A 22,576-nucleotide genomic window follows, 5' to 3' on the forward strand; every position below is an offset into this window, starting at 1 on the left:
GCACACCTCGCTTGTTGGTTGGTTCATCGCTGTTTCGTCTCGCGAGTGCGGCCCCCGCGCCTCCGGTCGCGCGTGCGGATGACAAACGACAGCACGCTCGCGATCGGTCTGGGCATCTCGGACTTCGGCACCATGCCCATCTGCCGCCCCATACCGAGTTGGTCGGCTTCCTGCCACCCTTCGACGATGCGACCGTCCTTGATCCGCACCATGCTGATGGCGTAGAGCGTGGCCACCCGCCCGGTCGCGGGAAAGCCGTTGAACACTCCGGCATGGGTGGCGGTGGAACTCCAGCGCATCACGACCAGGTCGCCTTCGGCGATGACCTCATGGACGTCCAACGTGAAGTCCGGCATGCCGGTCCGGACGACCTCCATCGCCGCGCGCATACCCTCTCGACCAGGCGGGAACTTCCCCTCTCGGATCTGGTCGTGGAACACCACATTCGGGTGGACGACCTCCTCGGCGTAGCTCCAATCCCCTTCATTCCAGACCCGTTTGATGTACTCCGCGACGAGGGCCTTGTTCTCTTCAGCCGACATCGATCGTCTCCTTTTCTTCTGTCGTGAGGGGGAGCAGCGCGGCGTGGCTTCGTGCGTCGAGCGCCAAGAGCGAGGGCGTGATCATGGCCCCGAGCGTGCGCAGAATCAGCCCGTTGGCCTTCGGTCCGAGCGGACCGCCCCAGTTTGTGGCGGCGCCGATCTCACGCGAGGCCATCACCAGCGGCAGTGTCACCTTCCGGCGGGCGCGTTCATAGCCGCGTAGCGCCGCGATCGGAGCACCGTGGCGCGCCCACTGATCGGCGAAGACGACGGCGTCGGTCAGCGACGTGCCCGCGCCCTGCCCGAGGTCGAACGTCATGGCGTGCGCCGCATCTCCGAGCAGGGTGACTCGTCCCTTGCCCCAGCGCAGCAGCGGCGAACGGTCGAAGGTGTCGCGTCGATGGAACGACTCGGGCTTCGTCGCCTCCAGTAGCCTTCCCGCGATCGGGCTCCAGTCCCGGAAGAACATGGTCAGTGCTCGGTGAGCGCCGAGATGGTTGCTGTCCGGCCCCTCGGGCCCCTTGCGGACCGCCCACCAGCACACCCGCCCGTCCCCGAGGTGGAAGAAGGCGAAACGCGCGGACCGCCCGTGCAGAATACGGAACGCACCGACCGGTGCGCCGCCGTCGCTCTCACTGATCCCGGACCAGTGCGCGTACCCGGGATGACGCGCCGGAGTCATTCCGTGCATATGCGCGCGCACGCGGGACTGAAGTCCGTCGGCCCCCACGAGGACGGTGCCGCGTGCGGTTCGCCCGTCGGTGAATGTCGCGGTGACCCCATGCCCGTCCTGCGATATCGACTGCAGCGTCGAATTCAAATGCAGCGCATCGGTACCGAGGTCCCCGTACAACAAGTTCAACAGATCCGCCCGTCGGATCGCCAGCGGCGTCACATCTTTCGCGGCGATACGTGCCGCCATGTCCACGCGGTAGTGCACGTTGTCGTGCTCACCGCACATCTCGAATCGATCGACCCGATGGCCGAGGGCAATTGCCTTGTCCAGCAGTCCGAGTCGGGCCAAGGACATGACCCCCGCGTACCAGAGCACATAACAGCCGCCGTATTGTGTGCCACGCAGAGATCTGGCTTCGTAGACCGTGGCGTCGAAGCCGCTGTTGCGCAGTGCGATCGCGGCACTCGTGCCGCCAATTCCGCCGCCGATAATCAGAATATTTCCATAACCTGACCGCATGGTGCCTTCCGAAGAACATGAGGGTCGATGTTCGGCTCGTCATTATGCCGATCGGCATCCGATTAAAATCGTGCTAATTGGCCTGTCGCAATCAGTATCGCTCCACCGGTCGCGGGCTCATCGGGAGTGGACGAAAGTTCATGTGGTGTACTTCATTTGCGGTACCGTTCCCGGTCAATCATGCGACGCCATGAATTACGCACCGGCGGAATTCGCCTGCACGGTAATCGCTGTGTTCGGTTTCTTATAGTCGACGACTTGCACAGCCGCGACGGGAAGGAAATATCTCGGAATCTCTGGGACCGAAAGTCCTAGCCTCGAGGTCGACACGGGGAGCGTCATCGGGCTTCTATCTAACGCTGTTCTATATTTGTAGAGCATTGTTCTACAGTCTGGGCCGCGAAGAGTCAAGTGGCTCGGTCGCCGAGCCTGGGAGAATCGTTGTAGTCGAGGAGATTTCCAACCTCGTTCGACGTGACCCTCCGCGGTGCGCTGTGAGATTACGAGCTGGACCGCCGACACGCTGAGGCAGCACGCGCCGGTCCGGCCCGGCGGTCGGTCGAATGGAGCGCGGTGGAGATGGCGAGTCTCGCACCGGCGGCCAGGAAGCGGCGCGTGTCGTGTGGAGACGCTCGGGTGACCTCCGCGAGGAGGCTGCGGAGACGGTCGTAGCGGTGGTGCAGATCGCGGCGGATGGGTTGTTCGGATGTGGCCGCGAAGCCGTGGAGGGCGACCAGCAGCAGATCGCGCTCGGCGGCGACCGCTCGGTAGACATCGGCCAGGGCGCTCGCGGACTGTCGCGATGGCTGGGCGTAATCGTGCTGTGCCGCAGCGGATTCCACGATGGCTTCGAGGCGGTCGAAGGAGTGGTGCAGGGCGGCGAGGAACAGCTGCTGTTTGCTGCCGAAGAGCCTGATCACATAGGGCTGGGAAACGTTGGCGCGGCGGGCGATGACATCGGTTCTGGTTGCGGTGTAGCCGGATTCGGCGAAGGTGGCAACGGCGACCCGGATGATCTGTTCACTGCGTTCGGCGGCGGTCATCCGGTTCTTGGCTGATCCGGTCATCACGGTGCTTTCCGATCGGTGTGCCAGGGTGTCAGAGCTCGCGGGCCGGTGTGGGCAGCGCGAATTCGAAGATTGCGCCGCCGCCGTCCGCGCTGTGGACGTCGAGGGTGCCGCCGTGGGCGTGGGCGACCCACCGGGCGATGGGCAGACCGAGCCCGGTCGACCCCGCATTGCTGTGGAAGGCCTCGAAGATCGAGTCGCGGTCGGAGTCTACGAGTCCCGGTCCCCGGTCCGCCACAATCACGCGGCCGCCGGCGACCGTCACGTGCACGCGTGCGGGTTCGCCCGGCAGATGGCCGTGCCGGACCGCGTTGTCGAGGAGATTCCGGATCGCCCGGCACAGCAGGGTGGGGGCGCCGTTCACGACGGTCGGTGCGGTCGTCGAGGTGAATATTGCTGCGTCGGAGTCGATTTCCTCGATCAGATCGAGGACGATCTGATCTAGGCGCAGTGGCTGGGTTTCCATCTCCTCGATACCCGCGGTGAGCCGGGCCCGGGAGAGCAGATCCTCGACGATGTCGCCCATGCGACGGGACAGGCGCACGGTGCGGTCGAGCAGTTCGGTGCGCTGGTCGGGGTGATCACGGGCGGTTTCGGCCAGTGCGCACAACGCGGCGATCGGCGCGCGCAGGTCGTGTGCGACTCCGGCGAGAATGTCCTCCTGGCTCTCGACCGCGCGAATTCGCGCCGGCAGCAGTTGTGCGGTGAGCAGGTAGGTCATGAGGCCGAACGACGCGATGAGCGCGGCCGTGAGACCGCAGGTGAGCGCGGTGATCTGGCGTTGCCGGGCGTGGTCGGGACCCAGGTCCGCCCATGCGATGGCGGCTCCGCCGAAGTGGTCGTACCGCCAATCGTCGACCGGCGTCGCCACCGCGCGGACGGCGCCGCCGGGGTAGGGAATGGTCACCTGCACCGGCACCCGCGTGCGGACCGCGCGGGCCCGCATATCTTGCAGTCGAATCTCGTCGAGGTCGTGGGTGCAGTGCCTGGCGCTGCGGAATTCCTGTGTCCCGACGCTCGTCGCGAAGACGACGGCGAACTGTGGGCAGTCGCCGTCGATCCGCGACAGTCCGTGACCCTGGTAGGTGACCGCATCGGCGACGGTGGTGTATACCGAGAATCCCTGTGGCACCGCGCCTGCCGGACTGCTCGCCACTTCGTGCGCGGCCGCCGAAGCCACGGTGTTCAGCTCTGCGTCGAGTCGTGCGGTGTCGGCGTGCTCCTGTGTGATCAGGTCGACCGCGGCGAAACCGGACAGCGTGACAGTCGCGAAGCCGGTCAGGACCGCGACCGCGATCCACGGTGCGTATCGCAGCCGCCGAGCGGGCGGGATGGCGCGCCCGCGTTTCGCCCGCTTCATTCGGCCGGGACGAGCCGGTAGCCGTATCCGCGCAGTGTCCTGATCATTTCGGGCGGGCCGAGCTTGCGCCGGAGCATGGCGATCGTCACGTCGAGCGCGTTGGAGTTGGCGGCCGCGTGCTCGTCCCAGCAGTGTTCGAACAGGTCGGTGCGGGATACGGTGTGCTCGAGGTTGATCATGAGCTGTTCCAGCACCGAGTACTGCTTGAGCGTGAGGCTGAGCAGCACACCGTCGCGACGGACTTCGCGCCGTCCGAGGTCCATCTCGAGGTCGCCGCACCGCAGCACCGAGGGGCGTCGAGTGTCCCTGCGGTGGTACAGGTTTCGGACTCTGGCGACCAGTTCGGCGATGGCGAAGGGTTTGCCGAGGTAGTCGTCGGCATATTGGAGCCCGAGGATGCGATCGTCGACGGAATCGCGGGCGGTGAGGAACATCGTCGGCGTCGACCAGCCGCTTCGGCGTTGACTCGCAACGTAGTTCACCGCATCACCGCTGGGCAGCATCCGGTCGAAGACCACACAGTCGTAGCTGGTGACAGCGAGCGCTTCGTCGGCTGCCGGGATATCGGCGACCGCGTCGACGGTCAGGCAGGCGCCGCGCAGTGCGATCACAATGACGGGCCGCAGGTCCTCGTCGTCTTCGGCAACCAAAACACGCACGGGCGATCCTCCATCGAACACGAACAGGTTCGGGGGCGAATGCCCTTGCGCGAGTTGTCGGACGGATGCTTCGGTTCTGCCGGCTCGTTGCGCGATGACCTATTCGTGCGAATCGTACAAGTTGGCCCCCGACTGCGCCCCTCGAGCTTCGTGGTACTGCCCACTCTGGAACTGGTCGTTTGTGCAGGTCATCTCGGCCAATGACTGGTCATTTGATTAGTTGTGTGGAGGTCTGCGGCTGTGCGCGTGGGAGGCAGGCCGCGTCCGCGCGGATCGCTGTCTGATTGCGGATGATCCACTGCCCGTTCACCACGGTGTCGACTGGCTTACGGATTCCCGCCCGGAATCGGAAATCCTGGTTCCGGTCCCCGAATTAAGGCTTGATAAAGGTTGCTACAGGCAGGATCGAGCCGTGCCGATCGGTGTGTCGGCGCGCGGTTCGGGAGAGTGAATTGGCTGTCCTGCAATGCCTTTCGTGAAACAGCACCGTGATACCGAATGGTGCGAGCGGCAACGACGCCCTTGTTGGTCGAAGTATGTTGCGGCGCAGTCCATATCGAATCTGCCGCACGTTCATAGGTGAGCTTGGCTGATCGAGGAGGAGTCCGATGTCGGAGCAAGGTTCGGTTGTGTGCGGTGGACCGCTCGATCGGTATCTGCCGTTGGGCAACGAGAGCGGGGTGTCGGCAGCGGGCGCGGTGCCGGTCGCGATCGCGGAGCTCCGGGTGATCGGAGGGGTGCGGGCCGGAGGCGTCAACGCTGCCCATGTGCACGCCCTGGCGGAGTCCGGTGCCGATCTCCCGCCGATCCTGGTGCAGCGTAGCGGGATGCGCGTGATCGACGGCGTGCATCGCATGCGGGCGGAGGTCCTCCGTGGCGGAGACGTCATTCGTGCGGTGTTCGTGGAGGTGACGGACCAGGAGGCGTTCGCGCTCGCGGTCCGGATGAATGTCGGGCACGGTCTGCCGTTGTCGCTGACCGAGCGGAAGACGGCGGCGGCTCGCATTCTGGGGGAGTGTCCGTCCTGGTCCGATCGGTACGTCGCGTCCGTGACCGGATTGTCCGACAAGACCGTCGGGGCCATCCGCAAGCGGTCGGCCGCGGATATTCCGCAGCCGACCGATCGGCTCGCGCGGAACGGCGCGATCAGCCGCCGACCGGTGGTCGATGGCCGCCTGCGCGCGGCGGAGCTGCTGCGGTCCCGGCCGCGGTTGCCCCTGCGGGATATCGCGGATGCGGCGGGCATCTCGCTGACGACCGCGAAGGATGTGCGGACCCGGCTGCGGCGGGGTGAGCACCCGCTGCCCGCGCGGCAGCGGTCCACCACCGAACCGACGGCCGCTCCGGCGGTAGTGAACAGCGCGCCCGGCAACCTCGTTGCCACGGCGACCGCCGGATCGGATGCCGGTGAACCGGACACGGCGGCAACGGAATTGATGATGCAGCGTTTGCGGCGCGACCCCGCGGTCCGCCTGACGGAGGGTGGGCGCTGGCTGCTGCGCTGGCTCGACGCCACGGCGCTCGATCAGCAGGGCTGCGCGCGGGCGGTCTCCGGACTGCCGGAGTATCACCTGCACACGGTGGCGCAGCTGGCCCGGCAGCGCAGTGCCGCCTGGCTGCGGATGGCGGAGTCGCTGGAGCGGCGCGCGGATGCGAAGCGGTCGATGGATATCTCGTGATCGGGTGGACGGCTATTCTTTGACAATTATTGTAGAACGATGTTCTACTACCGGTGAGGCGATATTCTCGACATATTGTCCTCGTTCGAAATGGAATGACAGCCGCTCCTGCTAGGTCGGATTATGAACAAGCTTGTGCAAGCTCGATGGTGCTTTCTGTTTCCGGGTCAGGGTTCGCAACGTGTCGGCATGGGGCGAGATCTATATCTGAAATACCATCAGCCGGTGGCGGAAATCTTCGAAACCGCGGACGATACGCTCGGGTTCTCGATATCGCAGATATGCTGGAATGGTCCCGAGGAAATTCTCCGGCGCACCGATATCACGCAGCCGGCGATATTTCTGGCGAGCTACGCGAGCTATCGCGTGCTCGTCGAACACCTGCCCGCTCCGGCCGTCGTCGCCGGGCACAGCCTGGGCGAGTACACGACGCTGGTCGCGGCGGGCGTGCTGGACTGGACCGACGCGCTGCGGCTCGTCCAGCGGCGCGGTCAGCTGATGGCCGCGATCAACGAGACCACCCCCGGCGCAATGGCTGTGGCCCTGGGCCTGGCCGCGGATGCGGTGGAGCGTCTGTGTGACGCCGCGATCGCGGCCACCGGCGAAATCGTGGAAGTGGCCAACTACAACGAGTCGACGCAGACGGTGGTCTCCGGGACGGTGGCGGCGGTCGCGGAGTTCCTGCGCCTGGCGCGGCCCGAACTACCCGAGGGCGGCAAGATCAAGAAGCTGGATGTCGGGGCCCCGTTCCATTGCTCACTGATGTCGGCGGTGGAGGCCGAGTTCGCCGCCGAGTTGGAAACCGTCGAGTTCCGTTCTCCGAAAACCCCGGTCGTGGTCAATGTTTCCGGTGATTTCGTCACCACGGGGTCCGAGGCGCGGGAAGCTCTGCGCCGCCAGCTGGCCGGGTCCGTCCGGTGGACCGACACCCTGGCGAGACTGGTCGATTTCGGGGCCGGCACGTTCGTCGAGATCGGTCCCGGCAAGGTGCTGACGGGGATCTGCCGGCGCAGCTACCCCGATATGGACTGTCACTCCGCGGCCGATGCCCGCCGGATCACCGCACTCCTCGACGAATACACGCTCCCCAACATCGCGTGAGCGGGCCCGACCGGGCTCGCGCGAGTCGCGAAACCTACTTCCCGCCAAACGATTAGGACTGTCATGCCCTCCGCTCAAATCATCGGCACCGGGGGATTCCAGCCCGGTGATCCCATCGACAACGCCACCATCGAGAAGTACGTCGGCCCGCTGCCGGAGGACGTGCTGTCCGGACTCACCATCGAGCAGCGTTTCTGGATGATCGACCCGGAAACCGGCGAACACCACGACAGCAATTCCGGCATGGCCTACAAGGCCGCCGTGCGGGCGCTGGAGACCGCTGGGATCGAGGCGGCGGAGGTGGATCTGATGATCCTGGCCACCGGAACTCCCGACTACACGCTGCCGCCGTCGGTGAACCTGGTGCAGGAGCGGCTCGGCGTGGAATCGGTCACCACGCTGGAGATTCGCTCCGGCGGGGCGGGCGCCGCGCACGGACTGGATCTCGCCCGGACCTACATCGAACAGGGCATCGCCACCACGGCTCTGGTGATCGGCGTGGAGGCCATCTCCCCGGCCATCGCGCCGGTCTTCCTGGAGACCGAACCGCACAAGATCCGCATGCGAGATCGCATGCCGCTGTACATGTTCGGTGACGGCGCCGGCGCGATCGTGCTGCGCGCGGGCGAGGCCGGCGGGCTGCGGCGCGGTGCGGCGCGGGCCATCGGTGGCAGCCGCAAGCCCGGCATCTGGGCGATCGGTGGCGGCACCCATGCGCCCCTGCTGCAGCAGCAACGCTCGAAGAAGCTGGTGGACCTGAAGGTCGACGTGGTCGGTGCGGGCGACTTCACGCCGGTGATGGTGTCGGAGGCGCTGACCCACACCCTCGCGGCGGCCGGCCTGGCCGCCGCGGACACCGACTGGTGCCTCATCCCTGAGGGCAACGCCGGCTGGATGCTGGACTCCATGCGCGAGGCCGGGGTGCAGACCGCCGAGTGGGAGGCGTTGGAGGGCCGCATCTTCGACAACCTGGCCATGACCGGGGCGTGCGGGTGTGCGGCGGTGCCGCTGTTCCTCGACGACGGCTGGCGCAACGGCCAGATCCAGCCCGGTCACCGGGTCGCCATCATCGGCGTGGAGGCGACCAAGTGGATGTACGCCGGAATCGTTTGCGACTGGACCGCTCCCACACCCGCGGCATCGAGCAGAGTGCCGGCGTAATGGCCGATGTGATCGTCATCGGCAGTGGCCTCGGCGGCCTGTCCGCCGGGTCGCTGCTGGCCCGCGCCGGCCTCGAGGTCGTGGTCGTCGAGCGCAACGCCGCCCCCGGCGGTTACGCGCAGCCGTTCCGCCGGGGCCCGAATCTGTTCGATCCGGCAATCCATTTCACGATGGACGCCGGTCCGGGCGGATTCATCCCCGCCATGCTCACCCATCTCGAGGTCGCCGGCGGCGTCGAATTCCTCGAATTGCCACAGACATACCAGGCGCGGTTCCCGGGGCTCGTCATCGACGCGCCGCCCGGCCGGGACGCGTTCCTGGACCTGCATCAGCGGTTGTTCCCCACGCAGGCGGACGGTCTCGAGCGCCTGTTCGACCTGCGGCGGAACATGTTCACGCAGCTGGCTTCGCTGCCGCAGCAGGTCGGCACGGGCGGACTGGAGGACGCGATGGCCGCCGCGCCCCTGGTCTTCCGGTATCGCATGGCGACCCTGGCCGACGTGCTCGCCGAATTCGTGGACGATCCCCGCTGTGCGGCGGCGCTGGGCAGCATCTGGCCCTACATCGGATCGCCGCCGTCCCGCATGTCGTTCCCGCTGTTCAACCAGATGCTCGAGACACTGCATCACGGAACCTATTACCCCCGTGGCGGTTTCGGGACGCTCGTCGACGCGCTGTCCACGGCCGTGGTCGCCAACGGTGGTGCGGTGCGGCTCGGTACCGAGGTCGAGCGAATTCTGATCGAGGACGGCCGGGCCGCGGGCGTGGTCGTGGCGGGTGGCGAGGTGCTGCGGGCACGGGCGGTGGTGTCGAACGCCGATGCGCGCCACACCTTCGGCGAGCTGGTCGGCTGGAATGCCCTGCCCGCGCCCCTGCGTCGCCGTCTCGATCGATACCGCCTGGCACCGTCGGCCTTTGCGCTCTATGGCGCGCTCCGCGCAGATCCGCGTGAATTGGGTTTGTCGCACGAGGGTTTCGTGTTCGGATCGTGGGACACCGACGCGATCTGGGAGGACGTGCAGGCTGCGCGGCCCGGCGGCATCTGGGTCACCGTCCCCACCCTCGCCGATCCTGAACTCGCGGCGGAGGGCGGGCATCTGGCGGTGGTGACCAGCCTGGTCCGTGCGGACTCCGAATGCCGTTGGCCCGAAATCCGTGAAGCGCACGCTCGAGAGCTGCTCGGAGCGGTGGAGAATGGGGTACCCGGTTTCCGGGACGCCTTCGAGACCATCGACATCGCCACGCCGGACACGCTTTTCCGCTACAGCCGCAATGCGTGCGGCGCGGCCTACGGCTGGGAGAACACCCCTGCTCAGACCGCGAGCAAGCGCCTGGGCCATCGAACGCCGCTGCCGGGCCTGTATCTGTCGGGTCACTGGGCGGAGGAGGGTACGTCGTCACTGCGGACCCTGACTTCCGGTCGCGCCACCGCCGCGCTGGTGGTCGCGGATCTCGAACACCCCACGGCGGTACCGGATTTCGGCGGTCCGTCATTCGTGGCGGAACTGGCGGCGGGTACTCCCGCCGCCGGCTGATCGCGGGACTCGGCTACCCGCGCAGTCCGCGGATGATCAGGTCCACCATGCTGGCGTAGCTGCCTTCGGGATCGGGGGATCGCATGGCGCCGTTGAGCTCCAGTGAGACGGCGCCATGCAACGCGGACCAGACCTGCTGGGCGAGTTCCGCGGGGTCGCCGCCGACGATCGTGCCGCGGCCGATGGCGTAGCCGATATGCAGGACCAGTTCGCCGAAGGCCCGGCCGGCGCTGTCCTGGACGGCTTCATTGGCGAAGTGCTTGCCGACGGATGCCGCGAACATGATCGAGTAGTGCTGCGGATGCTCGATCGCGAAACGGCGGTAGCTGGCCGCGGCCGCACGCAGGCGAGCTATCGGGTCGGGATCGTCGGGTGCGGCCACTTCCGCTCGCAGCGCGTCGAAACCCCTGATCAGCAGTTCGCGCTCCAGGCCCTCCTTGCCGCCGAACCGGTTGTACACACCCGCCAGCGCTACGCGCGCTTCCGCGGCCACCGCCCGGACCGTCACGCCGTCCAGCCCATCGCGGACGAGGACCGCTTCGGCCGCGTCCACCAGGATGCGTTCGATGTCCTTGCTGGGAGTACGGACACGATTGGCCATCGCGGTTCGGTCTCCTCTGTTCGATGTATCGGACTGTCACCCTAGCGCTTTCGCCCTGGTTGACGGTCTGCCCGGGTTGTTGTAGAACAATGTTATATAACTACAGTACACCGTTCCATGGGAGGGCGGCGTGAACACACCCACTGACGAACAGGCACCGCTGCGGCAGCCTTCGACCGTTCCGACTCCTACGACATCGCCGGCACCGGCCGGCTCCCGGCGCTGGGTGGCTCTGGCCTTCATTTGCGTCAGCGTGCTGCTGGCCGTGGTGAACAGCACCGTGGTCAACATCGCGCTGCCGACCCTGGGGCGCGAGCTGGGCGCCTCGACAACCGCCATGCAATGGATCGTCGACGCCTACACCCTGGTGTTCGCCGTCATGCTGCTCACCGGCGGCGGCCTCGGTGATCGCTTCGGGCGCAAGACGACTCTGCACATCGGCTTGGTACTGTTCGCGATCTTCTCGCTGGCCGCCGCGAACGCGGCATCGACCGGCCAGTTGATCGCCGCGCAGGCCGCGCTGGGATTGGCCGCGGCGCTGATCTATCCGGCCACCCTGGCCCTGCTGTCCACGATCTTCACCGATCGCAAGGAACGGGCTGCCGCGATCGGCATCTGGTCGGCGGTGTCAGGACTCGGCGCGGCGGTCGGGCCGGTCGCGGGCGGGCTGCTGCTGAAGCATTTCTCGTGGCACTCGGTCTTCCTGGTCAACCTGCCCTTGGTTGCGGTGGCTTTGGCCGGCGGCCTTGTGCTGCTGCCGAATTCGCGTGCCGAGAGCATCGGCCGGTTCGATTTCCCGGGCGCGCTGTTGTCCATGGCCGGTGTGGGGCTGCTCGTCCGCACGGTCATCGAGGCCCCGGCCGAGGGCTGGCACTCGGTGCTCACGCTGGCCGGGTTCGCCGGAGCCACCGTGCTTTTCGCGCTCTTCGCGTGGTGGGAGTCTCACACCGACGAGCCCCTGCTGGATGTGAGCATCTTCCGCGATCGGCGCGTCACCGCGGCCTGTGTGGCGATCATGATGGCCTTCCTCGGCCTGCTCGGCTTCGTCTTCCTGATCACCCAGTACTTCCAGGCGATCCGCGGCTACGACAGCCTGAAAGCCGGTTTGGCGATTCTGCCGTTCGCCGCGGTCATGGGTGTGATGTCGCCCCTCGGTATGGCCTTGACGGTCAAGATCGGTCCGCGGATCGTCATCTGCCTCGGAATGCTCTCGCTCACCGCCGGTTTCGTGGTGACCACCCAGGTCACCGCCACGTCGGACTACTGGGGGCCGGTTGTGGCCTCGATGGCGCTGATGGCGGCGGGCCTGGCCTGGGGGACGGCGCCGGCCACCGAATCGATCATGAGCTCGCTGTCGGCCGACAAGTTCGGCGCGGGTTCGGCCGTCAACGACACCACGCGGGAAATCGGTGCGGCACTGGGCATCGCGGTCATCGGGTCGGTGATGAACCAGGTCTTCGGCGACCGGATCACCACGGGCTTCGCGGTCCTGGGGATTCCGGCCGAACCGGCATCGAAGTCGCTGGTGTCCGCACTCGGCGTGGTAGGCCACCTGAACGGACCCGTCGCCGGTCAGGCCTGGGAGACCACTCGGAACGCGTTCATGGATGCGCTGCACTCCGGGGCCGCGGCCGCGGCGATGGCCACGGCCGGCGCGGCGGTCGTGGTGGGCATCCTGATGCCGAATCGGAGGGGATGAGGCCGGTGTCCAAGCGGTACCCGGCCGAAGTCCGCGCGCGGGCATTGGCCTACGCCCTCGAGCACTTGGACGAGTACCCGTCGGTGTACGCCGCCGCGCAGGCGATCGGACCCACGATGAGTGTGCATCCGGCCAGCCTGCGCCAGTGGATCCTCGCGGCCCGCGGGCCCGAGGACGAAAGCGAGGAGCTCGCGCGGTTGCGCCGCGAGAACAGGGAGCTGCGGCACGCCAATGCGATCCTGAAACTGGCGTCGGCGTATTTCGCGCAGGAGATGGTCTCCGAATCGGTCTGTCCCGCCGTTTTCGATCCGCTCGGCGAGCGGATCGAGGCGATTGAAGACCCTCAGGAAGAAATGCGCGACGAATAGCTGGACGTTCGTCCTGTGAAAATTGCAGCCGTAGTCCCGAACAGGGACTACGGCCATTTCGCTATGGTTTCTTCTTTCGCTCGGCGCGCTGATGTCGGGTCGGAATTAACTCGTCCGACAAGTGCGGAAGACTTAATTCGGTGCAATACTCGCTGCAGGCAACATGAACGGCGCAGTGCGGCGCCGGACTCCCCACCTTTTCCTTTGTGTCCCGGTCGAATATTTCTCGAGGGGCGGCATGCTCAACTCAAGCGAACCCATTCTGATCATCGGCGGTGGTATCGGCGGCGCGGCCGCCGGCGTCGCGCTGCGGCGGGCCGGTCTCGACGCCGTCGTGTACGAGGCGCGGACGCAGCGCGGCACCCGCTACGGCGGTTGCTATGTGCTCTGGTACGCGGGCCGTCGTTCGCTGCGCCGGCTCGGCCTGGGCGACAAGGTCGCCGCCGCCGGTCACCGCGTGGATCGGTTCGAGATGTGCGACGACCGTGGCCGCCTGCTGTACCGCGTCGATATGAACCATCGGTCGGTGGATCCCGAGCTGCGGCCGCTGGCCATCCGTCGTGCCGATCTCGTCGACCTACTGCACACCGAACTGGGATCCGAAGCGCTGCAGCTGAATTCGACGATGCGTGAATTCAGCGAGTCGGCGCGCGGAGTGCAGGCGACCTTCACCGACGGCAGGGTCGAGTACGGATCGGTGCTGGTCGGTGCGGACGGACTGCAGTCGAGAGTTCGTGCCCACCTGCACGGTTCGGCGACGCCGCGCCACCCCGGCTATGCGCACTGGTCGGGCATAGCCGAATCCGACTGCGGCACACCGAAACACACCTTTCACATCATGCACGGCCGGGCCGCTCGGTTCGCGTTCTTCCAGCTCGGCGACGGAAGCACCTGCTGGTGGGCGACCCGCAAGGCGCCCGCGGGGCCCGACGGAGACCATCTGGGGGAGCGACATGCCCTCGAAATGGCCTACCGCGACTGGCATCCGCTGGCCGGCGCACTGCTCGCCGCCACGGATCCGGCCACGCTCCATCGCCGCGACACCCTGGACCGGCCGCCGCTGCGGCAGTGGGGCCGGGGGCGGGTGACCCTGCTCGGTGACGCCGCCCACGCCATGACCTTCGACCTCGGGCAAGGGGCGGGCACCTCGCTCACCGATGGTGTGACCCTTGCCCATCACCTGACGCGGGCGCGGGCGCCGCTGGCGGGACTGCGTGAATACGAGCGCGTTCGGCGGTCGGTGACCGTGCCCCTGGCCGTCGCCTCCCGTCAGATCGGCGCCGGCGCCGCCTGGGGCGGACCGCTCGGCCCGCGTCTGAACCACGCCATCCTGCGCACGGTCGGCGCCCGGATCACCCCCGCCCTGCTCGAACTGGACGCCCGCAGCCATCTCGCACTCGAAACGGAGCCGGCTCATGCCGAATAAGACCTCGACCACCGAACAGAACAGGGCGCTCATGGAGCGCTACATCCAGAAAGCGTGGAACGAAGGCGATTGGAGCGTCGCCGAAGAGCTCATCGACCCCAATGCGGTCTTCCACGACCAGGTCCGCGAGGGCAAGCTGCCCCCGGGACGCGAGGGGGTGCGAGCCGCCATGGACATGATCCGCATCGGCATGCCCGATTTCGTCATGGACCTGCAGGAGATCATCGCCGATCGCGACCTGGTGGTGATCCGCTGGCGCGCGACCGGCACGCACGCAGGCGTTTTCAACGGGCTGCCGGCCACCAATCGGGTGGTGTCGCTGTACGCGATCAGCATCGTCCGGTTCGAGGACGGCAGGATCGTCGAGGGCTGGCAGGAGGCCGACCAGCTGGGTATGGGCCGCGAACTCGGCATGGTTCCCAAGTCCGACATGCCGCGGCCGCTCGCCGGCCTGCTCGCCTTCGGTATCCGTACCCGCGATCGCCTGGTGGGTGCGCGATGAAACTCGACGGCAAGATCGCGCTGGTCACCGGCGGCGCGCGCGGCATCGGCCGCGCCATCTGTCTGGCGCTGGCCGACGAAGGCGCGGACGTGGCGGTGAACTACCGCGCGAGCGACGCGGCGGCCAAGGAACTCGCCGCGGAGATCGAAAGCCGCGGTCGCCGGGCCATTGCCGTCGGTGGTGACGTCTCCGATCCGGCCGCCGCGGAACAGATGACGGCACAGGCGATCTCGGAGCTGGGCGGACTGCACATCCTGGTCAACAATGCGGGCATCGCCAACGACAGGCTCATCTATCACATGAGCGCCGATGACTGGCGCGCGGTGATGGACGTGAACTTCGGCGGGGTGTTCAACGGCACCAAGTCGGTGCTCGGGCACTTCATGGCCCAGCGCGACGGCTCCATCGTCAACATCTCGTCGGTGATGGGCGAGCGCGGCTGGGTCGGGCAGTCCAACTACTCCGCGTCCAAGGGCGCCGTCAACGCGTTCACGCGTTGCGCCGCAGTCGAATTCGCCCGCTTCGGCATCCGCGTGAATGCGGTGTTGCCCGGGTTCACTCCCACCGACCTGGTCGCGGAGCTGGTCGACAAGGGCGGCAAGGGCATCAAGAAGCAGGTCCCGATGCGTGGCTTCGCCCGGGTCGAGGACATCGCCGGGATGGTCGTCCACCTGGCCGGACCCGATGCCGCCTACACGACCGGCGCGACCATCGCCGTCGACGGCGGCGCCGGCGCGCAGCTCGGCCTCGGCCGCCCCGAATGGTAAGCCGCACAACCCATTTCCACCCTGTGAAGAAGTAAGGAAGTTCCGATGAACGACACCATGTTCGCCCAGGTCCGCACCGCCGTCGCCGAGGCGCTCGGCATCGAGGAGGACGAGGTGACCGCCGACGCGTCCCTGCTCGACGAGCTCGGCGCCGAGTCCATCGATCTGCTCGACATCCTGTTCCGCATCGAACGCCTCACCGGCACCAAGATCACCGTCGCCGAGCTGTCCAACTATGTGCAGGGCGGCATCCCGGACGAGGAGTTCGGCGATGAGGAAGCCAATGTCATCACCGAGGCCGGTATGGCACAGCTGAAGAAGGTCATGCCGCAGCTGGCCGAGATGGATCTGGACGGCAAGCTCCAGCCCGAGCGGGTGATGAGCCTGTTCACCGTCGCCAACCTGGTCGCGCTGGTGGAGACCCGCGCCGCTGTCACCGCCTGAGTGCCATGCGTTTCCACCTGATCGACCGGATCGACGACTACGAGCCGAGCACCCGCGTCCGCGGCCGCAAGCTGGTTTCGGCGGCGGAACCGGGTCTGCGCGACACGGCGGCCGGACCGGTGCTCGAGGCTCCGCTCGTCCTCGAGGCGCTGTGCCAGGCCGGTACCTGGCTGATCATGCTCTCCACCGAGCGCCGCAAGCGTGCGGCGCTGCTGCAGATCGGCAGCGTCGAGTTGCTGGGCGTTGCCCGGCCGGGCGATGAGGTGGTCCTCGACGGCGTCGTCGAATCCATGTCCGACGAAATGGCCGTGCTCTCGGGCACGGCCACCGTCGGCGGCGTGCTGATCATGCGCGCCACCGACATCATGTGCGCCCTCATCGATGCGGGAGACCTGGCCGACGACGCGGACTCGGTCCGCCTGCTGGAAGGACTGGTGCGCTCGTGAGGCGAGTCGCGATCACCGGAATCGGGGCGGTGACGCCCGTTGGCAACGATGCCGGCACCACATGGAATGCGTTGCGGGAAGGCCGATCCGGGGTCGGCCGGATCACGGTCTTCGACGCCTCCAGCTTCGCGGTGCGGATCGCCGGCATGGTGAAGGACTTCGACGCCGCGTCGGCCATTCCCGACCCGGCACTGCGGCGCAACCTGTCGCGTCCCGGTGCCTTCGGAGTCGCCGCCGCCCTGGAAGCCCTCGCCGACGCGGGCCTGCCGGGCGGCGGCGACTACCACCCCGCCCAGCGCGGTGTCAGCGTCGGTGCCACGGTGGGCCGGCCGGCTCTGGACGAAATGGCCGAGATCTTTCATCGGCTGCGCGAATCGCTGCCGCTGTACCGGCAGCCGATCGAGCATGTGCTCGAACGCGATCAGAACACGCCCGCGGCCGCCATCGCGCGGGCCGGTGGCTGCGCCGGCCCGATGGTCGGTGTCTCCACCGCTTGCACCGCCTCCGGTCACGCCCTCGGCGAGGCCTATCGGATCGTCCAGGAGGGCGAGGCCCGCATGATGCTGGCCGGCGGCTACGACTCGCTGATCTCGTGGCTGGACGTGCTCGGCTTCTCCCTGCTGGGTGCGCTCACCACCGACCACGCCGACGAGCCCCAGCGGGCATCGCGACCGTTCAGCGACGACAGGTCCGGATTCGTTCTCGGCGAGGGCGCGGTGATGTTCGTGCTCGAGGATCTCGAGTCGGCGCGCGCCCGCGGTGCACACATCCATGCGGAGATCGTCGGCTACGCGGCCACCATGAACGCCTACCGCATGACCGACCCGCCACCGGACGGCGGTGGCGTCAGCCTGGCGATGGCGCAGGCCCTCGAAGACGCGGGACTGCCGCCCTCGGAGGTCGGATACATTGCCGCGCACGGCACTTCGACGCCCGGCAACGACATCTGCGAGACGAAGGCCATCAAGGACGTGTTCGGCGCGCACGCCCAGCGAGTGGCCGTCAGCTCGGTGAAGTCGATGATCGGCCACCTCACCGCGGCGGCCGCCGGGGCCGGATTGCTGGGCGCTCTCGGCGTGCTGCGCACCGGATACGCGCCACCCACCATCAATCTCGACCGCCCCGATCCCGCGCTCGATCTGAACTACGTCGCGAACGCGGCCCAGGCGATCGACACGGACACGGTGATGGTCAACGCATTCGCGTTCGGCGGCACCAACGCCTGCCTGATCCTGCGGAAGGACACGCCATGATCGCCCGCACGGCGGCCGCGCCGGCACTCGTCGGCCTGGACCGCATCGTCGACCTCACGGCGGGCCGTACCGCCGCGGCGATACGCAATGTGCCCAGCACGCTCGCCCTCTTCGACAGCCACTTCCCGCGTTTCCCGGTCCTGCCGGGCGTGCTGATTCTCGGTTCGCTCGGCGAGCTCGCCGCCCTGCTGATGTCGGAAACAGCCGGGGGCGCATGGGAATTGGCGGCAGCGCGGACGATCCGGTACCGCCACTTCGTCCGGCCCGGAGACAGCATGCACCTGCACGTCGACCTGCTGGAGCCCGGTGTCTGCGCCGGCCGGGTCCTGGTGGCCGGCAAGCGCGTGACAACCGTTGGCCGCCTGGAGCTTTCGGCGGCAGCAACCGGGGGTGCGCGATGAAACGGGTCGTCATCACGGGCATCGGGCTGGTCACCGGCCTCGGCGTCGGGACCGCGGAGACCTGGAAAGGGCTGTTGGACGGCCGCAGCGCGGTCGGCGACCTCCGCGGCTTCGACGCGAGTTCGCTGCGTTCGCGGCTGGGCGCCGAGGTGGCCGACTTCGAGCCCGCGCAGTTCGCGGCGAACCGGCGAGTGCTGCGGAACATGACGCGCAACGACCAATTCGGTGTCGCCGGCGCCGCGCTGGCTCTCGACGATGCGGCCCTGACGATCGCCGACCCGGATCGCGCGGGGCTGTTCCTGGGCGGCAACAAGGAGATTTCCGAGCCTGCCAAGGTGCTCGACGCGGTGCTGCTGGCCCGCAACCCCGACGGCAGCGCGGATCTGGCACGCATGGGCACCGAGGGCGCGGCGGCCTTCTACCCGCTGTTCTACGTCGAGGGATTGCAGGCCGCGGCACTCTTCTACATCTCCCAGGCACACGGATTGCGTGGCGCCAACACGTATTTCGCGGGTACCGCCGAGGCCGGCGCCACCGCGATCGGCCGCGCCTTCCGGGCCGTGCGCCGCGGTGAGGCCGCAGTGGCGGTGGCGGGTGGCTTCGACGACCCGACCTCGTGGTGGAGCATGACGAAGCTGGACCCGATGGGGGTGCTCAGTCTCCGGAACGAACTCGGCGCCACGGCGGTCCGGCCCTTCGACAGCGAGCGTGACGGCTTCGCGCCCGGTGACGGTGCGGCATTCGTCGTGCTCGAAGACGCCGACGCGGCGGTCGAGCGCGGAGCGTCCGTCTACGCCGAGATCACCGGCTTCGGACGAGGATTCGCACAGCCGGGCGCCGGCGATCCGGCTGCCGAGGCCGGCGCCGCAGGAGCGATCAGGTCCGCGCTGCGCGAGGCCGGGATCGAACCGGATGCCATCGATTGCGTCGTCGCCGAGGGCGCGGCGGTGCCCGATGTCGACAGTGCCGAGATCGATGCGCTGCGTACGGTTTTCGGGCCCCGCCTGGAACAGCTTCCGGTGACCGCCGTCACCGCGGCCACCGGTCATCTGATGGCGGGTGCGGGCGCCCTCAATGCGGCGGTGGCCGCATTGATCGTCCGACACGGTGCGGTGCCGCCGATCGCCACGCTGACCGATCCGGACCCCGCCTGCGCCGGTCCGCGCTGGGTCACCGACCCGGGTCACGAGCAGCCGGTCGGGCACGTCCTGGCCCTGGCCCGTGGCTTCCAGGGCCAACACGTCGCTCTGGTCCTCCGAGCACACACAGCAAGGACACCGCAGTCATGAACACCGCAGTCGCCACTACCCCCGCCCCCTGCCGCATCGCCGTGATCGGTGTCGGCGCCATCACCTCCCAGGGCCCGACCGCGGCGGACCTGTGGCTCGGCGCGAGCTCGGGCCGGGTGGCCATCCGCCCGGTCGAGCTCATGTCGATGGACGGATTCCGCACCCGGCTGGCCGGCGAGGTCGTCACTTCCTACACCACCAAGCACGATGTCGGCTATCCCGAGGGATTCGTCGATCGCGCACTGGATTTCGCTCTCGTCGCCGCCCAGGAAGCCATGGAATCGGTGGGGGAGATCGAGCGGGTCGTGTCCGCCGAACGGTTCGGCGTCGTGCTCGGTACCTGCAATGCCGGACTGCTCAGCGCCCGGCACTGGTACCGGGCCCGCGATCGCGGCGAGACCGTCGATCCGCGAGTGCTGCTCTTCACGCCGCCGCAGGCGCTGGCCGAGGCCGTCGCCGGAGCGTTCGGCGCGCGGGGCCCGGTGCTGTCGGTCAATACGGCGTGCGCTGCCGGCGCGAACGCGGTCGGTTACGCCGCGGATCTGATTCGAGCCGGGCGAGCCGATGCCGTGCTCGCCGGCGGCACCGACGCGTTGTCCGATGTCCTGGTGGCGGGATTCAACTCGCTCGAGTCCCTGTCCCCGATCCCCGCGGCACCGTATTCCAAAGACCGGCAGGGACTTTCGCTCGGCGAGGGCAGCGGCATGCTGGTGCTGGTCCGCGCGGACCTGGCGTCGCGGCTCGGGCGCCCGATCCTCGCGGAGGTGGCGGGACTCGGGCTGTCGGCCGACGGCTATCATGCGACCGCGCCGCGCCCGGACGGCACAGGCGCCGCCCGGGCGATCCAGGCCTCGCTGCGCGCGGCGGGCCTGGAGCCCGCTGATGTCGTCTACGTGAACAGCCACGGCACCGGCACCGCGAAGAACGATCCGGCCGAAACCATGGCCATGAAGGTGGGTCTGGGCGAGGCCAGCAGCGCGGTCTCGATCAGCAGTACCAAGTCCATGATCGGCCATCTGCTCGGTGCCGCGGGTGCGGTCGAGGCGATCGTCACCGTGAAGGCGATCGAGGAACAGCTCGCCCCGCCCACCGCGAGTTACACGCCGGGCGATCCGGACTGCGATCTCGACTACACGCCGAATGTCCCACGCAGCATGAACATTCCGGTCGCCATGTCCAACAACTTCGCCTTCGGCGGCGCGAACGCGTCGCTGGTACTGACCCGTGACTCCGCGGTGCCCGCCACCCCGGTTCCCGATCGGGTGGTGATCACCGGCATCGGCGCGCTGACCTGTGCCGGTGTGGGGACGACGGCACTGCGGGAAGCCTTCGCGCAACGGCTTCGGCGCACGACAGACGAATCCGGCGCTCGCATCGGCCGGGTTCCGCTCGACGCGAGCGAGTTCCTCTCGGCGAAGGTGCGGCGCCGGATGGATCGGCTGGGCATCTTCAGCGTGATCGCCTCGCGCCTCGCGCTCGAGGACGGCGGATTGACGCTCGACGATGGCAACCGCACGCGCGTGGGCACGGTGCTCGGTACGGGCATCGGGCCGATGGACGCCATGGAGGCCTTCGCTCGGCCGCTGTTCGACAACGGCCCTCGGGCCGCCAGCCCCGCGCTGTTCCCGAACACCGTCTACAACGCCGCCACGGGACAGGTCACCATGCATGTGGGCGCGGTCGGACCCACCACCACGGTGACCACCGGCCACGCCGCCGGAGCCGCCGCGCTCGCCTACGCCTTCGACATCCTGGCCCGCGACGAGGCCGACAGCATGCTGGCCATCGCGGCCGACACCCTCACCGACACGGTCGTCGATGCCTACCGTGCGATCGGGCCGATGGCCACCGCGGGATTCGGGATCGCCGAGGCCGGAATCGCGGTGCTGCTGGAACGGGCGAGCGCCGCGGCGGCCCGCGGTGCGACCGCCTGTGCCGAGCTGCTCGGCTACGGAATCGCTTCGGACGCACGGGGAGTCGGCCGGTGGGATCGCGACGGCGGTGGCGTCGAACGTGCGATCCGCGCGGCCCTCGAGCAGGCAGGCGTGGAGCCGCACGGCGTGCGCGCGGTGTGGACCGGCAGCATCGGTGTCCCGGCCGCGGACGAGCCCGAAAATTCCGCTCTGACAAGGGTATTCGCTGGGCCGCCGACGCCCGTGCGGTTCGATCCGAAACGGTTGTTCGGTGAGCCGATCGGTGCGGGTGCGCCGCTGGCGCTGGCACTGGCCACCGCGGACCCCGGCCTGGACGGGCCGGCGCTGGTGCTCAGCAGCTCGCTGGGTGGCACGCACATCGCTCTCGTCGTCGGGCCGGTCCTATGACGCGCAGGGCTCGACCGCTCGCCCAGCAGGCCGAACTCGGCGGCGTGCGATTGGGGTACGGCGAGCTGGCCGGCGAGGGGCCGCCGCTGGTGCTGCTGCACGGTGTCGGCGCGCGCTGGCAGGTGTACAGCCCACTGATGGTGGCCCTGTCCGACCACTACGCCCAGTACGCGCCCGATCTGCGCGGCCACGGTGTGTCGGGGCGGTCCGCCGACTACGGCATCGGTGATTTCGCCTATGACGTCATCGATTTCATCGACAGCGTGGTCGGTGAACCCGCGCACCTGTACGGGCACTCGCTCGGCGGCTGGGTCGCGCTGACCGTGGCCGCGCGGCGGCCGGAGCTGGTCCGGTCGCTGGTCATCGCGGATTCCGGCATCTACCCTGCCGACATCCCGCGGGAGACGGCGCTGCTGTGGCTGGCCGGACTGCCACTGGCGCTGCGCTCGCTGGCGAAGTCTCTGGACCAGTTCGACGCGCAGGTGCTCACCCAGTACAACGACGGGCGGATGACCCGTGACTACGACCCGGACGAACTGCTGGTCCGAGTCCGGTGTCCCGCCTTGCTGATTCAGGGCGACGCCGCGCGCGGCGCGTTCATGTCGGACAACGACGTCCGGCGCGCGACGGCCTCACTCGCCGACGTCCGGCACGTGCGTATCGAAGGCGTCGGACACGGCCTGCACATCGAGGACACCACCGGTATTGCCGACACCCTGTGCGAATTCCATCGAACAATCTCGTCGATCAGGAGCTGACC

The 22,576-nt window shown here is 68.1% G+C and carries 21 protein-coding genes and 1 pseudogene; 16 read left to right on the top strand and 6 right to left on the bottom strand.

Annotation, left to right across the window (positions count from 1 at the left end; all coding sequences use genetic code 11):
• Positions 1–23: 23 nt before the first annotated feature.
• The 5 genes from ABZ909_RS25905 to ABZ909_RS25925 form a co-directional block, all read right to left on the bottom strand.
• Entirely contained in the window at positions 24–542 is a 519-nt protein-coding gene (locus ABZ909_RS25905; protein ID WP_357004016.1) for an ester cyclase, read from the bottom strand.
• Positions 532–1,737, bottom strand: coding sequence for an NAD(P)/FAD-dependent oxidoreductase (locus ABZ909_RS25910; RefSeq protein WP_357004017.1), 1,206 nt, complete (start codon positions 1,735–1,737; stop codon positions 532–534). The genes ABZ909_RS25905 and ABZ909_RS25910 overlap by 11 nt, the downstream gene beginning before the upstream one ends.
• A gap of 500 nt (positions 1,738–2,237) precedes the next feature.
• Positions 2,238–2,804 (bottom strand): helix-turn-helix domain-containing protein, encoded by a 567-nt coding sequence (locus tag ABZ909_RS25915; RefSeq protein WP_357004406.1) that lies wholly within the window; start codon positions 2,802–2,804, stop codon positions 2,238–2,240.
• Positions 2,805–2,835: 31 nt separating this feature from the next.
• Positions 2,836–4,164 carry a HAMP domain-containing sensor histidine kinase gene (locus tag ABZ909_RS25920; protein WP_357004019.1) on the bottom strand — a complete coding sequence of 443 codons (1,329 nt, stop codon included), beginning with the start codon at positions 4,162–4,164 and terminating at the stop codon, positions 2,836–2,838.
• A complete protein-coding gene (locus ABZ909_RS25925) occupies positions 4,161–4,823 on the bottom strand; it encodes a response regulator transcription factor (RefSeq protein ID WP_357004022.1) in 663 nt (220 codons plus the stop codon). The genes ABZ909_RS25920 and ABZ909_RS25925 overlap by 4 nt, the downstream gene beginning before the upstream one ends.
• A 608-nt stretch (positions 4,824–5,431) precedes the next feature.
• On the opposite strand from ABZ909_RS25925, the gene ABZ909_RS25930 reads away from it, so the two are divergent.
• The 4 genes from ABZ909_RS25930 (at position 5,432) to ABZ909_RS25945 (ending at position 10,299) form a co-directional block, all read left to right on the top strand.
• Positions 5,432–6,502, top strand: a complete 1,071-nt coding sequence (locus ABZ909_RS25930) for a ParB N-terminal domain-containing protein (RefSeq protein ID WP_357004024.1) — start codon at positions 5,432–5,434, stop codon at positions 6,500–6,502.
• A gap of 123 nt (positions 6,503–6,625) precedes the next feature.
• A complete protein-coding gene (gene fabD, locus ABZ909_RS25935; RefSeq protein ID WP_357004028.1) occupies positions 6,626–7,603 on the top strand; it encodes an ACP S-malonyltransferase in 978 nt (325 codons plus the stop codon).
• Positions 7,604–7,666: 63 nt separating this feature from the next.
• Positions 7,667–8,764, top strand: coding sequence for a 3-oxoacyl-ACP synthase III family protein (locus tag ABZ909_RS25940; protein WP_357004031.1), 1,098 nt, complete (start codon positions 7,667–7,669; stop codon positions 8,762–8,764).
• Positions 8,692–10,299, top strand: coding sequence for an NAD(P)/FAD-dependent oxidoreductase (locus ABZ909_RS25945; protein WP_357004034.1), 1,608 nt, complete (start codon positions 8,692–8,694; stop codon positions 10,297–10,299). Before ABZ909_RS25940 ends, ABZ909_RS25945 begins: the two co-directional genes overlap by 73 nt.
• 13 nt (positions 10,300–10,312) lie before the next feature.
• Here ABZ909_RS25945 and ABZ909_RS25950 read toward each other — a convergent pair whose 3' ends face one another.
• The gene (locus tag ABZ909_RS25950; protein ID WP_357004037.1) at positions 10,313–10,900 is read right to left on the bottom strand and encodes a TetR-like C-terminal domain-containing protein; all 588 of its coding nucleotides are present in this window, start codon (positions 10,898–10,900) and stop codon (positions 10,313–10,315) included.
• 130 nt (positions 10,901–11,030) lie between these two features.
• Between ABZ909_RS25950 and ABZ909_RS25955 the strand changes: the two genes are divergently transcribed.
• From ABZ909_RS25955 to ABZ909_RS26010, 12 genes and pseudogenes are all read left to right on the top strand, one after another.
• On the top strand, positions 11,031–12,599 hold the full coding sequence (locus ABZ909_RS25955) for a DHA2 family efflux MFS transporter permease subunit (protein ID WP_357004040.1): 1,569 nt from the start codon (positions 11,031–11,033) through the stop codon (positions 12,597–12,599).
• Positions 12,596–12,859 (top strand): annotated as a pseudogene (locus ABZ909_RS25960) (transposase); the annotation flags it as partial. The gene ABZ909_RS25955 and the pseudogene ABZ909_RS25960, both read left to right, overlap by 4 nt.
• A gap of 346 nt (positions 12,860–13,205) precedes the next feature.
• Positions 13,206–14,393, top strand: a complete 1,188-nt coding sequence (locus ABZ909_RS25965) for an NAD(P)/FAD-dependent oxidoreductase (protein WP_357004043.1) — start codon at positions 13,206–13,208, stop codon at positions 14,391–14,393.
• Positions 14,383–14,895 carry an ester cyclase gene (locus tag ABZ909_RS25970; RefSeq protein ID WP_357004046.1) on the top strand — a complete coding sequence of 171 codons (513 nt, stop codon included), beginning with the start codon at positions 14,383–14,385 and terminating at the stop codon, positions 14,893–14,895. Before ABZ909_RS25965 ends, ABZ909_RS25970 begins: the two co-directional genes overlap by 11 nt.
• Positions 14,892–15,662: a 3-oxoacyl-ACP reductase family protein gene (locus ABZ909_RS25975; RefSeq protein WP_357004049.1), complete on the top strand. Its 771-nt coding sequence runs from the start codon at positions 14,892–14,894 to the stop codon at positions 15,660–15,662. Before ABZ909_RS25970 ends, ABZ909_RS25975 begins: the two co-directional genes overlap by 4 nt.
• Positions 15,663–15,707: 45 nt before the next feature.
• Positions 15,708–16,106, top strand: a complete 399-nt coding sequence (locus tag ABZ909_RS25980; protein ID WP_357004051.1) for an acyl carrier protein — start codon at positions 15,708–15,710, stop codon at positions 16,104–16,106.
• Between the two features lie 5 nt (positions 16,107–16,111).
• On the top strand, positions 16,112–16,552 hold the full coding sequence (locus ABZ909_RS25985) for a hypothetical protein (protein ID WP_357004054.1): 441 nt from the start codon (positions 16,112–16,114) through the stop codon (positions 16,550–16,552).
• Positions 16,549–17,805, top strand: a complete 1,257-nt coding sequence (locus ABZ909_RS25990) for a beta-ketoacyl-[acyl-carrier-protein] synthase family protein (protein WP_357004057.1) — start codon at positions 16,549–16,551, stop codon at positions 17,803–17,805. The genes ABZ909_RS25985 and ABZ909_RS25990 overlap by 4 nt, the downstream gene beginning before the upstream one ends.
• Positions 17,802–18,206 (top strand): hypothetical protein, encoded by a 405-nt coding sequence (locus ABZ909_RS25995; RefSeq protein WP_357004060.1) that lies wholly within the window; start codon positions 17,802–17,804, stop codon positions 18,204–18,206. The genes ABZ909_RS25990 and ABZ909_RS25995 overlap by 4 nt, the downstream gene beginning before the upstream one ends.
• Entirely contained in the window at positions 18,203–19,495 is a 1,293-nt protein-coding gene (locus tag ABZ909_RS26000; RefSeq protein ID WP_357004063.1) for a beta-ketoacyl synthase N-terminal-like domain-containing protein, read from the top strand. Before ABZ909_RS25995 ends, ABZ909_RS26000 begins: the two co-directional genes overlap by 4 nt.
• On the top strand, positions 19,492–21,816 hold the full coding sequence (locus tag ABZ909_RS26005; RefSeq protein WP_357004066.1) for a beta-ketoacyl-[acyl-carrier-protein] synthase family protein: 2,325 nt from the start codon (positions 19,492–19,494) through the stop codon (positions 21,814–21,816). The genes ABZ909_RS26000 and ABZ909_RS26005 overlap by 4 nt, the downstream gene beginning before the upstream one ends.
• Positions 21,813–22,574: an alpha/beta hydrolase gene (locus ABZ909_RS26010; RefSeq protein ID WP_357004068.1), complete on the top strand. Its 762-nt coding sequence runs from the start codon at positions 21,813–21,815 to the stop codon at positions 22,572–22,574. Before ABZ909_RS26005 ends, ABZ909_RS26010 begins: the two co-directional genes overlap by 4 nt.
• Positions 22,575–22,576: the final 2 nt, after the last annotated feature.

It is taken from the genome of Nocardia sp. NPDC046763 (assembly GCF_040645495.1).
In the GTDB taxonomy this organism is placed as follows: domain Bacteria; phylum Actinomycetota; class Actinomycetes; order Mycobacteriales; family Mycobacteriaceae; genus Nocardia.

What these genes read in the sequence shown, in the direction of transcription:
- ABZ909_RS26000 (WP_357004063.1), top strand. Translation starts at nt 18,203, where the DNA reads ATGAAACGGGTCGTCATCACGGGCATCGGGCTGGTCACCGGCCTCGGC.
- ABZ909_RS25965 (WP_357004043.1), top strand. Translation starts at nt 13,206, where the DNA reads ATGCTCAACTCAAGCGAACCCATTCTGATCATCGGCGGTGGTATCGGC.
- ABZ909_RS25920 (WP_357004019.1), bottom strand. Translation starts at nt 4,164, where the DNA reads ATGAAGCGGGCGAAACGCGGGCGCGCCATCCCGCCCGCTCGGCGGCTG.
- ABZ909_RS26005 (WP_357004066.1), top strand. Translation starts at nt 19,492, where the DNA reads ATGAACACCGCAGTCGCCACTACCCCCGCCCCCTGCCGCATCGCCGTG.
- fabD (WP_357004028.1), top strand. Translation starts at nt 6,626, where the DNA reads ATGAACAAGCTTGTGCAAGCTCGATGGTGCTTTCTGTTTCCGGGTCAG.
- ABZ909_RS25930 (WP_357004024.1), top strand. Translation starts at nt 5,432, where the DNA reads ATGTCGGAGCAAGGTTCGGTTGTGTGCGGTGGACCGCTCGATCGGTAT.
- ABZ909_RS26010 (WP_357004068.1), top strand. Translation starts at nt 21,813, where the DNA reads ATGACGCGCAGGGCTCGACCGCTCGCCCAGCAGGCCGAACTCGGCGGC.
- ABZ909_RS25940 (WP_357004031.1), top strand. Translation starts at nt 7,667, where the DNA reads ATGCCCTCCGCTCAAATCATCGGCACCGGGGGATTCCAGCCCGGTGAT.
- ABZ909_RS25995 (WP_357004060.1), top strand. Translation starts at nt 17,802, where the DNA reads ATGATCGCCCGCACGGCGGCCGCGCCGGCACTCGTCGGCCTGGACCGC.
- ABZ909_RS25910 (WP_357004017.1), bottom strand. Translation starts at nt 1,737, where the DNA reads ATGCGGTCAGGTTATGGAAATATTCTGATTATCGGCGGCGGAATTGGC.
- ABZ909_RS25915 (WP_357004406.1), bottom strand. Translation starts at nt 2,804, where the DNA reads ATGACCGGATCAGCCAAGAACCGGATGACCGCCGCCGAACGCAGTGAA.
- ABZ909_RS25970 (WP_357004046.1), top strand. Translation starts at nt 14,383, where the DNA reads ATGCCGAATAAGACCTCGACCACCGAACAGAACAGGGCGCTCATGGAG.
- ABZ909_RS25985 (WP_357004054.1), top strand. Translation starts at nt 16,112, where the DNA reads ATGCGTTTCCACCTGATCGACCGGATCGACGACTACGAGCCGAGCACC.
- ABZ909_RS25905 (WP_357004016.1), bottom strand. Translation starts at nt 542, where the DNA reads ATGTCGGCTGAAGAGAACAAGGCCCTCGTCGCGGAGTACATCAAACGG.
- ABZ909_RS25950 (WP_357004037.1), bottom strand. Translation starts at nt 10,900, where the DNA reads ATGGCCAATCGTGTCCGTACTCCCAGCAAGGACATCGAACGCATCCTG.
- ABZ909_RS25980 (WP_357004051.1), top strand. Translation starts at nt 15,708, where the DNA reads ATGAACGACACCATGTTCGCCCAGGTCCGCACCGCCGTCGCCGAGGCG.
- ABZ909_RS25975 (WP_357004049.1), top strand. Translation starts at nt 14,892, where the DNA reads ATGAAACTCGACGGCAAGATCGCGCTGGTCACCGGCGGCGCGCGCGGC.